This window comes from Pseudomonas sp. HT11 (assembly GCF_044875395.1).
In the GTDB taxonomy this organism is placed as follows: Bacteria; Pseudomonadota; Gammaproteobacteria; order Pseudomonadales; family Pseudomonadaceae; genus Aquipseudomonas.
Window position 1 is genome coordinate 5,233,419 of record NZ_CP173217.1, and the last position, 13,964, is coordinate 5,247,382.

The following is a 13,964-nucleotide window of genomic DNA, read 5'->3' on the forward strand; positions in this document are numbered from 1 at the left end:
TTCACGCTTCCTTGTTCCACAAAAGTGTCGAGCTTTTCATCACGCCCACCGCCACCGCGAACAGCAGCAATACGGTGCCGGCCAGCAGCCACGGCGAAGGCAAGGACGGCTGGGACACCAACATGAACGCCAGCGACGGGGTGATCATGACCCCGATATTGACGCCCGCCGAGTAGTAACCGAGGTTGCGGTCCACGGTATGGCGACTGGAAATACTGCTGACGTAGTGGGTGATACCGGGAAACACGATCATTTCGCCCAGGCTCCAGAGCACAGTGGCCACCAGCAGCAACGCGCCGATGTGACTGAACCCCATCAGGAAAAACCCCACGCCGGCCACCAGGAAACCGGCCACCAACGAGCGGCTGCTCGACAGGTGCGACATGCGTTGGTTGATCGGCACCTCGAACAGAATCACCAACAATGCATTGATAAAGAAAATGATGCCGACGTAGTAAGCCGGCAACTCGGTGTAATTGATGATGTAGGCCGACAGGAACGTCGGCGGCAACGCGTAGGCGATGTGCACCGGCAATGCCGCCAACAGGATCACCAGCAACCGCGACCGCTCATGCGGCGCGCTCTCCGGCAAGCCATTGCCCTTGCCGGCGAGCGTGGTCACCGGCGCCACCGCAACCGCGCGTCCAAACCGCAGGCAGGCGACGAACGAGACCAACGACAATGCGGCGTTGAGGTAGAACACCGCGTCGGCGTTGCTGAGGAAAATCAGACTGCCCAACAGTGGCCCGATGGCCATGCCGATGTTGATGGCCAGTCGGTTGCAGGAGAACGCCACTTTGCGCGTCTCACTGCTGCTGTGGGTGACGGTTTCGGAGAACGTCGCCGGCGTGAACGCCTCGTAACAGGCGCCCCACAGAAACGACAACACAAAAAGCGCGGCCGTGTTGTCCACTGAAGGAATGATCAGCAACAGCACGGCATTGAGCAGCAACGAACCGAGGATCACCCGGTTGGCGGAAAACCGCTTGATCACCGCGCCGATGATCAAGTCCACAAACAGCGCACCCGCGCCGTACACCCCGACCAGCAAGCCAGCCGTGCCCGCCGACACGGCGTGCTGATGAATCAGGTACGCCGCATAGAAAGGGAACGCCATGGTGCCCATGCGGAACACCAGGGTAATCAGGAACAGCGACTGCAACCGACCGTTGAGCCCGCGTAACGCGCGATAGGTGCCCATCATCAGCGGATCACGTAAACGTTGTCTTTGTACTGGCGGATCTGCTCGTAGTCCTTGTCGATATCGCGCTGGTTTTCCGATACCAGGAACACGCGCAGCGGGCTGCTGAGCAGGTCCACGGTCTTTTTCATCAACTTGCCGGCCTTGTATTTGACACTCAGTTTATGCACCGAGGGCAATGCCTCGATCAGGTGGATGGCGGCGTCATTGAAGCCGGTGACCTCACCTTGCAAGGTGGTATCGGTATTGATCACACAGGCTTCCTTGAGCTTGTGGTAGCGCTTGCCGGCATAACCGGCTTTGAACGCCTCACCGTCGCAGTACGCCAGGTAGGTGAGCTGCGCCTGGTTGCCGCCCAGGCTGATGTCATGGAACCTGGGTTCCATGTTGCCATTCAAGCGTGCGCCTACTTCCACCAGCGCAGGGCCGGCCTCGGTGAGGATCACTTCCGAGTGGGCCGGGCCGTTGTTGATTCCCAGCGCCTTGAGCACTTGCACGATGTAGTACACCAGCACGTTGGCCTCGGCGCTGTCCGGAGCAATCAGCACGTCGCGGTCGTAGATGTTCTTGCCACCGCTGATCTCGCGCTTCACATAGCGCCAGATACCGCAGACATAGGTCTGCCCGTCACGGCTGACCGTGTCGACGATGTACTCCGGGCCCTTGAGGTAGGACTGACAAAGAATTTCGGTATTGGCCAGGCCGAAGATATCCAGGTTGGACACCACTTCCTCGCAGGCGCGTTTCACGTCGTCGACGTTGTGGCAGATCGACACGCCGTCGGTTGAAGCCGAGCTCAGCGGTTTGATCACGCAAGGGAACACTTGGCCGTCCTGCACCCAGGCCAGCAGCTCGGCAGGGTCGGCGGACTTGATTTGCCGCGCGGTCAGCAGGCCGGCGGCGGCCACTTTGCTGATCATCTCGAACTTGTCGCGACGTGCCCGGGAACCGGCACTGCCGTTGGAGGACGGCAGTTGCAGCTGTTCGCTCAAGTAGTCTGCGAACGGTACGCCGGGTTCCTGGCCGGCGATCACGGCAATCACGTTGAACTCACGCAGGCGACGCACAACGTCTTCGGGGTTGCCGTTGAAAATCAGGTTGTGCTCGAACTCCGAAAGGTTCGGCCCCAGCATGCTCGGCATCAGTTCCGGCGTGCTCTGCACATGGATCAGGCCGATGCCCGCCTCATGGAAGAACTGCGGCAGGAAGTTACCGCTCGAATAGACATCGACCAACGCGACGTACTGCTTCATGAGAATGTCCTTTTCAGTAGTGATTGGCGGTTTCGGAAGGCCGTGGCGAGGCCACGTCATCCAGCGCCAGAAAAATATTCTGTGGGAACTCGGCCACGCGGTGCAGCAGGTGCAGGTACCAGTTGGTGCCGTAGACCGCTGAAACACGCGTCTTGACCTGACCTTGGTCCTTGACCGCCTTGATCAGCTCGGGGCGCACGCCGTGCAGCATCTCCAGCTCGCCTCGGCTGGCAATCCCACTGGCGAGAATCTCCTTCACCAGCAACGGGTCTTGGGTGGCGAACGCGTAGTTCGTGCTGGCGCCGTTGATGCGGTCCAACAGCCCCAGGTAACGCTCGTTCAGTTGCGCACCGCGCGGCAAGGCAATAGCAGCAGGCTCAGCATAGACGCCCTTGACCAGGCGCACTTTGCAGCCCGTTGCGAGGACTTCCCCCAGGTCATCGGGCGTACGGTTCAACTGCGCCTGCAGGGTGATACCCAAGTTGGCAAAACGCGCACTCAGGTGCATGAAGATATCCAGGATCGAGTCGGTCCACTGGGACCGCTCCATGCTTAGGATCACACCGACCTCCTTGTCGGCTGCATGGGCAAGGATCTTCGAGCAGTTCTCGATCGCCAGTTCACGGGAAATGATCGTGCCGACGTTGGACAGGTCAAAACCCAGCTGTGGTGGCTCGGCCAGCGTGGGGTGCAGCGCCATCAGGTCGATCAGCTTCAGGTATTCGTCGGTGGCCGTGGTCACCTCGGCCAGGGTGGTGGCCTCTTCACCGACGTATTCGACGCCGGTGCGATAGCCTTTGCCTTGCAGGGCGGCGAGCTTGTCGAGCATCTCCAGGCGGTCTTCGGAAATGATGTAGCGCAAGGCGGCCGGGCGCAGGAAGTCGCGCAGCGTGTCACTGGCCAGGAACAGGTCGCGGTACGTCTTGTTCGCCGCCAGTTTTTTCAGGGCCAGGGTCGCCAGCAGGCTGTTGTCGATGTCATTCATGGCGTTAAACCCCGTAGGCCTGGTTCAGCATCCGACGTGCGAAGCTCGAATCATCAGTGTGGTTGGCAATCTTATGAGCACGAAACTTGGCCGCGTAACTGAGCATGGTTTCCTTGTGGCGGCCATGGCGGTCACGGGTAAAGATGCCCGCCCACAGGTTGTCCCAACGCGCGTATTCCGGGTGCGACATCAGCAGCTCATGAGCCTTGCGCATGTTCCAGTGAGGAATGGCCGGGTGCAGGTGGTGCACGAGGTGGTAGTTGTCGTCATGGCGGCCGAAGAAGAAGTTCTCCAGGGCGTTGCCCTTGCGATTGCGGGTGAGCAGCAGCTTCTCGGTCTCAGCAGCCGGCAATGGGTAATGCTCGGCCAACTCGATGATCCAGCCCACGGCCACGGCGGTGGTGAACAGCGGCACCAGCCAGAACAGCAACAGTTGCGCGACAACCCCGAACCAGGCGGCGACGGCGAAGATCACCGCCCAGTAAGCCCACAGCATGATGCGTTCGTTGCGGATGGTTTTGTCCGCACCCTGGGCTTTGACGCGGTCTTTGATGATGTACCGGATGTACTGCACGGTCCGGTAGCCGGACAGCGCCAGCAAGACGTTCTTGAGGAAGAACTCACGTTCACTTTGCTTGACGTCGTACAGGCCGCACTGCAGGTGGAAGGCGTAGTCAGGGTCTTTTTCCGGATCGCCCAGGTGCACGTGGTGATTCTTGATGTGCGACGTGCTGTAGGACTGATGCAGGTGGAAGATCAGGTAGCCGGAGAGAAACGTGCCGGAGATCCAATTGATCACGCGGTTCTTGGCCAGCATTTTGTGCGCTGACTCGTGCAGCACATTCGCCAGGGCGCGTTGCGTGGTGCCGATCAGAAACAGCGAAACCGGGTAGAACCAGTAGCTGATGCCCAAGGACAGGTAGATGGCAAAGGCAATGATTGCGTAATCCTTACCCAACGCGATGGCCCAGTGATAGTTATCTTTTTTGCACAGGTGCTTGAGCATTCCGAAGGTTTCACGGGAAATGCCCGCGGCGTATTCGCCAGCAGGTTCTTTGTTTTTATCGACCAGCATAATCACTCCATAATTAAGCGGCACGCTGCAACACCCGTCTCATTGCTGGGCAAAGGAATTTTTTCAGGTGGTGCGGCTATTGTTTTTTTTGCCTGAGCTAGACTCATCGGCTGCAAAAAAAACTAAAGCACCGCTCGATGGCGAACAAGCTGCCCTTTTAGACAGGTAGGCTGCGACGAGGCGCACGCGTAGACTCGCCGCTGAAAAATCACCGGCGAGCGTCGCGTTTATGAGGAGGGAAGCCTGTAGATCAGGCCTGTTCGCGGATGTACCCCAGGTTCAGGGCCTTGCGAATCGCCGACTTGCCGTTGGTGACGTCCAGCTTGCTGAAGATATTCTTCATATGAAACTTGACGGTACGCGGGCTCATTGAGGTCAGGACGGCTATTTCGTTGTAGGTCTTGCCCAGGCTGGTCCAGGACAACACTTCGGTTTCTCGTGGGGTCAGTACCGTTTCCTGTATCGGCGCAGGTGCGACCGTGGCGCAGCTTTCGAGGGCCTCGTCGTAGACCGAGACCAGCAGCATCTGCAGCTCACTTTTGTTGGCCAACACCGTGTCGCGAAACTGTTGGTCTTCACCGAAGCTGCACAGGTTGAGGATCGAGTAAAAACCGCGGTTGCCATGCACGATAAAGCTCGCGCCCTCGCCCACCGGTGCACAGGGCCCAGGCACCGGCACCGCTTCTGCGGCAGGCGCGAGGATGTTTTCATCGCTCCAGAAAAAAGGTTTGACCCGCTCCTTGGACAAGGACAGCAGTTGGCCACGCTGGTAAAAATCGTCCGCCGAGTCGGAGCGGTCCAGCGCGTCGGGGTAATTGGTGATGATCTCTGCTTCATCCAGTGTCGGCCCACACTGATACACCTCGAAGTGCCCCAGGCCGCGCCGGGTCAGTTCGGCATCGAGCAATTGGCGCACATCGGCGGGCTGTATGGACATGGTGTTGCTGGATTGGCCATCGCTTCGCATGAATATCGTCCCTGATGAGTGACAACGTATGAGGCTAATGCTCTGACGGGAACGCTTCAATCCCGAAGCCTCTGGTCAGAGTCGACCCATACTGTAGGAAATATCTCTACATAAAGACAAGAATGAAACATGCCGTACAGGCCTTGTCCAGTGCTTCCTGGGCCGAGCCGACCATCAGCACGCAGTGGCCATTTGCGCTGCCGAGCGCCCAGGCTCAGGCCATCTGCGCGGCAAATACTTCGCGAAACCGCTGCATCTCCTGCTGACTGCCCACCGTCACCCGTACCCATTGCGGCCAGTCTTTCCAGACCCGCCCGATCAACACATTGTGTGCTGCGAGCTTTTCGATGACCTGCTGGGCCGGTTGCTTCACGTTGATCATGAAGCAGTTGCTGTGCGACGCGGTGCAGGCAAACCCCCGCCCCTTCAGCCACGCCACGGTCTCATCCCGTAACCGCGCGTTGAGCGCCTTGCGGTGGGGCAGCAGCTTGACGTCTTCCAGGCTCGCCCGGGCCCCGAGTAAAGTCGAGGCGGCTGGCACGTTGTCGCCGCCAAACACCGCCAGCCGTGCCAGCAGCTCGGGGTGGCCAATCGCCAAGCCCAGGCGTGCGCCGGCCATGCCGTAGATTTTCGAGAAGGTGCGCAGCACCAGCAAATCGTCGTGGTCCTTGACCCAGCTCACGCAGCTCGGGGCATCAGAGAAGTCGATGTACGCCTCGTCCACCACCAGCACGCTGCCTTTGGGCTTGTTCGCCAGCGCCTGGCGGATCGCCTCGGTTGGCGTCAGGGTGCCGGTAGGGTTGTTGGGATTGCACAGGTACAGCATGCCCGCCTGCGGATCGGCAGCAAGCATGGCCGACACGTCGTGCGCATGCTCGGCATTGAGGCTCACTTCGCGCACCGGCGCCTTCCACGACTCGGCGGCCTGGCGCGGTACTTCGTAGGACGGCGTGCCCATCACCAGCCCGCGTGTTTGGCTGGTAAACGCCAGCACGGCATAGCGCAACGCGGCCATGGAGCCGGCAAACACGGCGACCTGTTCTTCGTCGATGCCCTGCTGCTGGGCAAACAGCCCAGCCAAGGCGTACATGTTGTCATAGGGATACCGCCCGGAGATGGCCACCCCACGCTGCATCGCCTCACGGGCAGCGCCTGAGGGGCCGTAGGGGCTTTCGTTGTAATTGAGCCGCACCTTGTCAGCGGGTGCCGGCGGCGGGCTGGCCAGCGCCCAATCCAGGCGCCCCAGCACCGGCAAGGCCGCGCCAAAGGCGAGAAGTGACCGACGACTTACGCTGACCATGGAACTACTCCTTGTAGTCGTGTGTTGGATTCGCACAGCACGTACAGAGGAGTATGACGAGGCAGGTATGGGCTGATTTAGTTCAGCTGCAACTTCTGCTTGAGGCTGTGCATCACATCGGCCTTGTTCTGCAGGTAGTCATTCAGGCCGCGAGCCCGCAAGTTGCATGCATCACAGTTACCGCAACCGCTGCCGAGGATGCCGTTGTAGCAGGTCAGGGTCTGGTGCTGAACCAGATCCAACTGGTTATGGTAATCCGCCAGGGCCCAGGTTTCGGCCTTGTTCAGCCACATCAGCGGGGTGTCCAGGCGCAGCGTGTACTCCATGCCCAGTTCAAGCGCCTTGTTCAGCGCTTTGACGAACTCATCGCGGCAATCGGGATAGCCTGAGAAATCGGTTTCGCACACCCCGGTAATGACGGTTTGCGCCTTTACCTGATAGGCGTAGATCGACGCCAGGGTCAGAAACAGAATATTGCGACCCGGCACAAAAGTGCTGGGCAGGCTGTCGCCTGAACTGTTCACGGTCGGCACCGGGATGTTGTCGCGGGTCAGGCTGCTGATGGCCAACTCGTTGAGCAGGGACACGTCCATGACTTTATGAACGGTAGCGCCCAACTGCTTGGCAAGCTTCTGGGCGACCTCGATTTCTGCCACATGGCGCTGGCCATAGTCGAAGGTAATGCAGTGAACTTCGTCATACAGCGGCAGTGCCTGGATCAGACAGGTCGTGGAGTCCTGCCCGCCACTGAATACGATAACGGCTTTTTTACTCATCGGTTTGCTTCCTGCATTTGTAGAATTCGGGAATAGTTTAAAGGCCACTCCATAAAAAACCCCGCGCTTCTTGCGAAGGCGGGGTTTTTTACTGCTCGATGACTCAGTGTGCGTAGGTCAGCAACAGCTCTTTCGGTACCTGGAAATCCAGGGACATCATCACGCTGAGCGCGGTGATGGTGAAGATCGAGAACACGAACAGCTTGCGCGCCCAGACGGTGTCATCCACCGCCTTGTAGCCGGTCCAGGCCATGTACAACCAGTACATGCCCATGGCGGCAGCGACGGCGAGGTAGCTCATGCCGGCATAGCCACTGAAGGTCAACATCAAGGTCGCCACGAGGAAGGCCAGGATGTAAAGCAGGATGTGTTTCTTGGCCACCTGAATGCCACGCTTGACCGGCAGAACCGGAATCGACGCAGCCAGGTAGTCATTGAAGCGGAAAATCGCGATGGCATAAGAGTGCGGCATCTGCCACAGGCTGAACATCACCAGCAGCACCAGCGCGGCCATGTCGAAGCTATTGGTCACAGCCACATAACCAATCACCGGCGGCATCGCCCCCGACAGACTGCCCACCAGCGTGCCGTGAACCGACTTGCGCTTGAGGTACAGGCTGTAAAGGCCGACGTAGATGACAAAGCCGATCACGGCAAACAGCGCCGCCAACGGGTTGGCCACCTTGTACAACAACACGACGCCGGCAACACCCAGGACGGTCGCGAACAGCAGTGCCAGTTTCAGGGAGATAAGGCCCTGGACCAGCACGCGGTTCTTGGTGCGTTCCATCTTGATATCGATGTCGCGGTCAATGCAGTTGTTGAATACACAACCGGAAGCTACCACCAGGGAGGTGCCGATCATTGCAGCCAGGAAGATGGCCAGATCGACATGTCCCTTGGAGGCCAGGAAGAAACCGCCTGCCACAGAAAGCACGTTACCGAAAATGATCCCCGGTTTGGTGATTTGGATAAAGTGCTTAAGCGACATCGGGTCTTACCTCACTTCGCCATCATGAACGTGTGGATGCTGAACATGATCCATATCGACAGACCAACCAGCAGCAGGATCACAAGGCCTGCGAACACAAATGCAATCACGTTATCGCGCTGCTCTTTGGAACGATCCAGGTGCAGGAAGTACACCAGGTGAACCAGAACCTGAATCACCGCGAAGGCCAGAACGATCATCAACGTGATGGACTTCGGCAGGGTCGGGTACATCACCAGACCAAACGGAATGAGCGTCAGGATTACCGACAGGATGAAGCCGATGGCGTACGACTTAACGCTGCCGTGGCTCGCATCATGGCTGTCATGGTCATGGGAGTGTGCATTAGCCATTACAGGGTCCCCATCAGGTAAACAACGGTGAAGACGCAGATCCAGACCACGTCCAGGAAGTGCCAGAACAGGCTCAGGCAGCTCAGGCGAGTCTTGTTGGTGTTGGTCAGGCCGTGTTTATTGACCTGATACATCATCACCGCCATCCACAGCAGGCCGGCAGATACGTGCAGACCGTGGGTGCCTACCAGCGTGAAGAACGCGGACAGGAAGCCGGAACGGTGCGGGCCGTAGCCTTCGGAGATCAGCAGGTGGAACTCGTTGATCTCCATGCCGATGAAGCCCAGGCCGAACAGGAAGGTCAGTGCCAACCAGCTCAGTACGCCTTTCTTGCTGCCCTTGTAGAAGGCCAGCATGGCGAAGCCGTAGGTGATCGAACTGAACAACAGCAAGGCGGTTTCGCCAAGCACGTAAGGCAGTTCGAAGATGTCGTGGCCCGACGGGCCACCCGCTACGTTGTTTACCAGTACCGCGTACACCGCGAAGATCGACGCAAACAAGATGCAGTCGGTCATCAGGTAGAGCCAGAAACCGAATACGGTCATTGGCCCCGAGTCGTGGTGATGGTCATCGTGCCCATGGTCATCGACATGGGCGTGTCCAGCATTGGTCACTAAGTTCGACATGGTTTAAGCCTGTTCCAACGAGGTTTCTACACGGTTGGCCGGGATTTTCTTCTCGGCTACCAGGCGAGCGTGTTGCTCGGCTTCGATGCGCTCGATCGTTTCGACCGGCACCATGTAGCCTTGATCATCACGGGCAGCGTGAATGATGAAGTAACCGATGGTGCCTGCCAGGCCCACGATTGCCAGCCACCAGATGTGCCAGATCATCGCGAAACCGAACACGGTCAACAGCGCGCCCATCACCACGCCAGTGGCGGTGTTGTTCGGCATGTGGATCGGCTCGTAATGCTTGGGTTGCTGGTACGCAGTACCGTCTTCCTTCGCTTCGGTGAACGCATCGATCGTGTTCGCAGTAGGAATCACAGCGAAGTTGTAGAACGGAGGTGGCGACGAGGTCGACCATTCCAGGGTGTGGCCATTCCATGGGTCGCCGGATTCGCAAGCGTTCTGCTTACGGTCACGAATACTCACGTACAGCTGGATCAGCTGGCAGGCGATACCGGCAGCGATCATCAACGCACCGAACATGGCGACGTACAGGTACGGCACCCACTCAGGGTTGGTGGTGGCGTTCAGACGACGGGTCATGCCCATGAAGCCCAGTGCATAGAGCGGCATGAACGCGACGAAGAAGCCCGAGATCCAGAACCAGAATGCAGCCTTGCCCCAGCCTTCGTGCAGCTTGAAGCCGAACGCTTTCGGGAAGTAGAAGCTGAAACCAGCGATGTAACCGAATACAGCACCACCGATGATCACGTTGTGGAAGTGAGCGATCACGAACAGGCTGTTGTGCAGTACGAAGTCAGCACCCGGGATGGCCAGCAGTACGCCGGTCATGCCGCCGATGGCGAAGGTCACCATGAAGCCCAGGGTCCACAGAACCTGGCTGGTGATACGCAGACGGCCGTGGTAGATGGTGAATAGCCAGTTGAATAGCTTCACCCCCGTCGGGATGGAAATCAGCATCGTCGCCAGGCCGAAGAAGGCGTTGACGCTGGCCCCCGAGCCCATGGTGAAGAAGTGGTGCAGCCACACCATGAAGCCCAGTACAGAGATCGCGCCCGATGCGTAAACCATCGAGTGGTGACCGAACAGGCGCTTGCCGGTAAAGGTCGAGATCACTTCAGAGAAGATACCGAACGCTGGCAGGATCAGGATGTACACCTCAGGGTGACCCCATGCCCAGAACAGGTTCACGTACATCATCGGATTGCCACCAAGTTCATTGGTGAAAATGTGGAAATCCAGGTAACGGTCAAGCGACAGCAGCGCCATGGTAGCGGCCAGGATCGGGAACGAAGCCACGATCAGGACGTTGGCCCAGGTGCAGGTCCAGGTGAAGATCGGCATGTCCATCAGTTTCATGCCAGGGGCGCGCATTTTCAGGACGGTGGCCAGGAAGTTGACCCCCGTCAGTGTCGTCCCGAGTCCTGATAACTGTAGCGCCCAGATGTAGTAGTCCACACCCACGCCCGGACTGTACTGAATGCCCGACAGCGGCGGATACGCAACCCAACCGGTCTTGGCGAACTCGCCGACGCCCAGGGACAGGTTGATCAGTACCACGCCGGAAACCAGCAGCCAGAAGCTCAAGGAGTTCAGGAACGGATAGGCAACGTCACGCGCACCGATCTGCAGCGGCAAGGCAAGGTTCATCAAGCCGGTGAAGAATGGCATCGCCATGAAGATGATCATGATCACACCGTGAGCGGTGAAGATCTGGTCATAGTGTTCAGGCGGCAGGTAGCCAGGCGAACCCTCGGTGGCCATGGCCAACTGGGTACGCATCATGATGGCGTCGGCAAAACCACGCAGCAGCATGACCATGGCAACGATGACGTACATGACACCGATTTTTTTGTGGTCGACAGAGGTCAACCACTCGGTCCACAGGTAGGTCCACTTCTTGAAATACGTGATTGCAGCAAACAGTGCCAGACCACCCAGCGCGATCATGGCGATGGTCACCATCACGATCGGCTCGTGGAACGGGACCGCATCCCAACTTAATTTACCAAACATCGTTTACTCCTCTGCCCCAGCAGTTGAATGCGAGCCCGTGTCAGAACCTTCAACCGCGGCCACTTCTTTCTTCTCGTGCTTGACCGGCTTGCCTGGTTTCATACCTTCGTACTTGTCGACGATTTTCTGAAACAGGTCCGGCGTGTACGCGGAGTACAGAGTGGCTGGGTTGTTCTGGCTTGGTTTGGCAAGAGCATCGTATTCAGCTTGATCAAGCTGTTTAGGTGCGGCCTTGACTTTGGCTACCCAGGCGTCGAAATCTTCCTGGCTCGTCGAGATCGCTTTGAATTTCATGCCGGTGAAGCCAGCGCCGCTATAGTTGGCGGAGATGCCTTCCATTTCAGCTTTCTGGTTGGCGATCAGGTGCAGCTTGGTCTGCATGCCTGCCATCGCGTAGATCTGGCCGCCCAGAGCAGGGATGAAGAACGAGTTCATCACAGCGTCGGAGGTGATCTTGAAGTTCAGCGGAGTGTGCTCCGGGAACTGGATTTCGTTAACAGTGGCGATACCCAGGTCCGGGTAGATGAACAGCCACTTCCAGTCCAGCGCGACAACTTCGATGTTGATCGGCTTAACGTCGGATTCCAGCGGACGGTACGGGTCCAGTGCGTGGGTGGACTTGTAGGTCACATAACCCAGGGCAATGATGATGAGGATCGGCACCAGCCACACTGCGATTTCGATCTTGGTGGAGTGCGACCACTTCGGCGCGTAGGTAGCGCTGGTGTTCGACGCGCGGTATTTCCAGGCGAAGGCGAAGGTCATGATGATCACGGGGACCACGACCAGCAGCATCAGCAGGGTGGCGGTGATGATCAGGTTTCGTTCATCCAGACCGACCTGTCCTTTTGGGTCGAGCAAGGTCCACTTGCAGCCTCCCAGCATTAACAACATGCCAAGCAGCGGCAAAAAGCCTAGTAATCGGGGGTACCTGTTTTTACTCATCTCACGACCTCTAAAGCAGCTTGCGCAATGCAGTTGGGTTTTGATCGCCAACACTTCACCCTGCCAAGGGTTGGCATTTCTCTTCGATTGAATAAGAGCCTGCCCGGCACGCCATACATGGACGTTTCACGGACCTGCGGTGAGTTCTTATTCGATTTCGTGGCTAAAGGCCTTGTTACAGACCAATTCCATTTGGTGCGGATAGTTGAAAGGCTGCCGGAACCTGGGGTCGCACAGAGCCATCCATCTGCCCCTCGACCGCTCCAATGCTCAAATATTGAACAGCACCGGACATTCAGTGCGGGCGATTGTAGTTAGCTAGCGATGTATAAACCATGTCTTATAAAGAAATAATTTTTATCGATTCCAGCAACAATCCTTCACCAATCTTGCAAAGGTTCGGGATCTTATCGTGTTCGATTCTCAACAAAAACCACAAAAATTGCCGTGTTATTGCGTGAGGGCGCCCTTCCCTTACACCTTGTAAGGGCATGCAAAACGTATCCAAGTCCCCATAAAACAAGGCATTCGGACATCACCGAATGATGCGAACCGTGCGACGCTCGCGGTACCGCTCAATCGACGAACTGACAGCACATCTTGGCCGTTTTATGCAAATTTATGGGCTGGCGCGGCGCGTCAGAAACGTCCTGCGACAGCGTCCGTGTGACAACATGTCGCACGCTGCGCGCACCTCAAGTTGCCCTTCGTCACGTCCCTTTCACAAAACCCTACATACAAAAACGCCCCGTCCTTCGATTAAGCAAGAACAGGGCGTTTCAGTGGGCCGGGTCAGGCCGTGCGTTGGCGATTGCGATAGATGCCCAGCGGAACCAGGATCACCGTCAGCACAAACGCTACCAGCGCCCACTGTGCCAGGGACAGGCCAAGGATCGGCGGGTATGGCGTGCTGCAAAAGCCATCGACCTGAAAGCCCAGTGGAAAGACTTTGGCCAGCGGCAAGTCATCGACAATCGGCTGCAGGACATCGATGCCACAGCTGACCGCAGGGAAAAACTGCGTGTACACATGATGGCCGGCCGCAGCCACGCCGCCCAAGGCGCTGAGGACCACCAGCCCTTCAAAGAAGGTGACCGCGCCTTTGCGGCGCATGGCGGCACCGAGGAACGCGAACACCGCGATCAACAGCAAGGCGTAGCGCTGCAGGATGCACAGCGGGCATGGCGCCTCGCCCAGTACCACCTGCATGTACAACGCACCGCCAATCAGCGCCAGGCAGATGATGCCCAGCAACACCAGAAAGCGCCGCTCCCTGCCTAAACGCAATTCGTCACTCATCCCCGTTTCCCTTTGCCTGATTATGGTTGTGCCTGATGGCCGCAAGTTTACACACAGGGGATGGTTAAAACAGAGAGGGGTTAACGGCGGATTAATCGGGAGGAATGTTGCGGCCGTGCGGACGCCATCGCGGGCAAGCCCGGCTCCCACAGTGGATTGCCTTTCCATGTG

General features: G+C 58.1%; 14 protein-coding genes. 1 reads left to right on the forward strand and 13 read right to left on the reverse strand.

What is annotated here, in order from left to right:
• Position 1: 1 nt before the first annotated feature.
• From ABWL43_RS24210 to cyoA, 12 genes are all read right to left on the reverse strand, one after another.
• Positions 2–1,204 carry an MFS transporter gene (locus tag ABWL43_RS24210; protein ID WP_404484854.1) on the reverse strand — a complete coding sequence of 401 codons (1,203 nt, stop codon included), beginning with the start codon at positions 1,202–1,204 and terminating at the stop codon, positions 2–4.
• A complete protein-coding gene (locus tag ABWL43_RS24215; protein ID WP_404484857.1) occupies positions 1,204–2,454 on the reverse strand; it encodes an ATP-grasp domain-containing protein in 1,251 nt (416 codons plus the stop codon). The genes ABWL43_RS24210 and ABWL43_RS24215 overlap by 1 nt, the downstream gene beginning before the upstream one ends.
• Before the next feature lie 13 nt (positions 2,455–2,467).
• The gene (locus tag ABWL43_RS24220) at positions 2,468–3,439 is read right to left on the reverse strand and encodes a proline dehydrogenase family protein (RefSeq protein WP_242201071.1); all 972 of its coding nucleotides are present in this window, start codon (positions 3,437–3,439) and stop codon (positions 2,468–2,470) included.
• Between the two features lie 4 nt (positions 3,440–3,443).
• Positions 3,444–4,514, reverse strand: coding sequence for a fatty acid desaturase (locus tag ABWL43_RS24225; RefSeq protein ID WP_404484860.1), 1,071 nt, complete (start codon positions 4,512–4,514; stop codon positions 3,444–3,446).
• Between the two features lie 250 nt (positions 4,515–4,764).
• Positions 4,765–5,481, reverse strand: a complete 717-nt coding sequence (locus tag ABWL43_RS24230; RefSeq protein WP_404484863.1) for a LuxR C-terminal-related transcriptional regulator — start codon at positions 5,479–5,481, stop codon at positions 4,765–4,767.
• A 214-nt stretch (positions 5,482–5,695) separates the two neighbouring features.
• Positions 5,696–6,781 (reverse strand): pyridoxal phosphate-dependent aminotransferase, encoded by a 1,086-nt coding sequence (locus ABWL43_RS24235; protein ID WP_404484866.1) that lies wholly within the window; start codon positions 6,779–6,781, stop codon positions 5,696–5,698.
• 77 nt (positions 6,782–6,858) lie between these two features.
• Positions 6,859–7,557 (reverse strand): 7-cyano-7-deazaguanine synthase QueC, encoded by a 699-nt coding sequence (queC, locus tag ABWL43_RS24240; RefSeq protein WP_106578234.1) that lies wholly within the window; start codon positions 7,555–7,557, stop codon positions 6,859–6,861.
• Positions 7,558–7,660: 103 nt separating this feature from the next.
• Positions 7,661–8,548 (reverse strand): heme o synthase, encoded by an 888-nt coding sequence (gene cyoE / locus ABWL43_RS24245; protein ID WP_106578233.1) that lies wholly within the window; start codon positions 8,546–8,548, stop codon positions 7,661–7,663.
• 11 nt (positions 8,549–8,559) lie between these two features.
• Positions 8,560–8,901, reverse strand: coding sequence for a cytochrome o ubiquinol oxidase subunit IV (cyoD, locus tag ABWL43_RS24250; RefSeq protein WP_010206434.1), 342 nt, complete (start codon positions 8,899–8,901; stop codon positions 8,560–8,562).
• The gene (locus ABWL43_RS24255; protein WP_056858318.1) at positions 8,901–9,527 is read right to left on the reverse strand and encodes a cytochrome o ubiquinol oxidase subunit III; all 627 of its coding nucleotides are present in this window, start codon (positions 9,525–9,527) and stop codon (positions 8,901–8,903) included. The genes cyoD and ABWL43_RS24255 overlap by 1 nt, the downstream gene beginning before the upstream one ends.
• Before the next feature lie 3 nt (positions 9,528–9,530).
• Entirely contained in the window at positions 9,531–11,549 is a 2,019-nt protein-coding gene (cyoB, locus tag ABWL43_RS24260) for a cytochrome o ubiquinol oxidase subunit I (RefSeq protein WP_145164269.1), read from the reverse strand.
• A 3-nt stretch (positions 11,550–11,552) separates the two neighbouring features.
• Positions 11,553–12,494 (reverse strand): ubiquinol oxidase subunit II, encoded by a 942-nt coding sequence (gene cyoA, locus ABWL43_RS24265; RefSeq protein WP_119736759.1) that lies wholly within the window; start codon positions 12,492–12,494, stop codon positions 11,553–11,555.
• A gap of 27 nt (positions 12,495–12,521) precedes the next feature.
• On the opposite strand from cyoA, the gene ABWL43_RS24270 reads away from it, so the two are divergent.
• Positions 12,522–12,812, forward strand: coding sequence for a hypothetical protein (locus tag ABWL43_RS24270; RefSeq protein WP_145164271.1), 291 nt, complete (start codon positions 12,522–12,524; stop codon positions 12,810–12,812).
• A gap of 474 nt (positions 12,813–13,286) precedes the next feature.
• On the opposite strand, the gene ABWL43_RS24275 is transcribed toward ABWL43_RS24270, so the two are convergent.
• A complete protein-coding gene (locus ABWL43_RS24275) occupies positions 13,287–13,793 on the reverse strand; it encodes a disulfide bond formation protein B (RefSeq protein WP_145164273.1) in 507 nt (168 codons plus the stop codon).
• Positions 13,794–13,964: the final 171 nt, after the last annotated feature.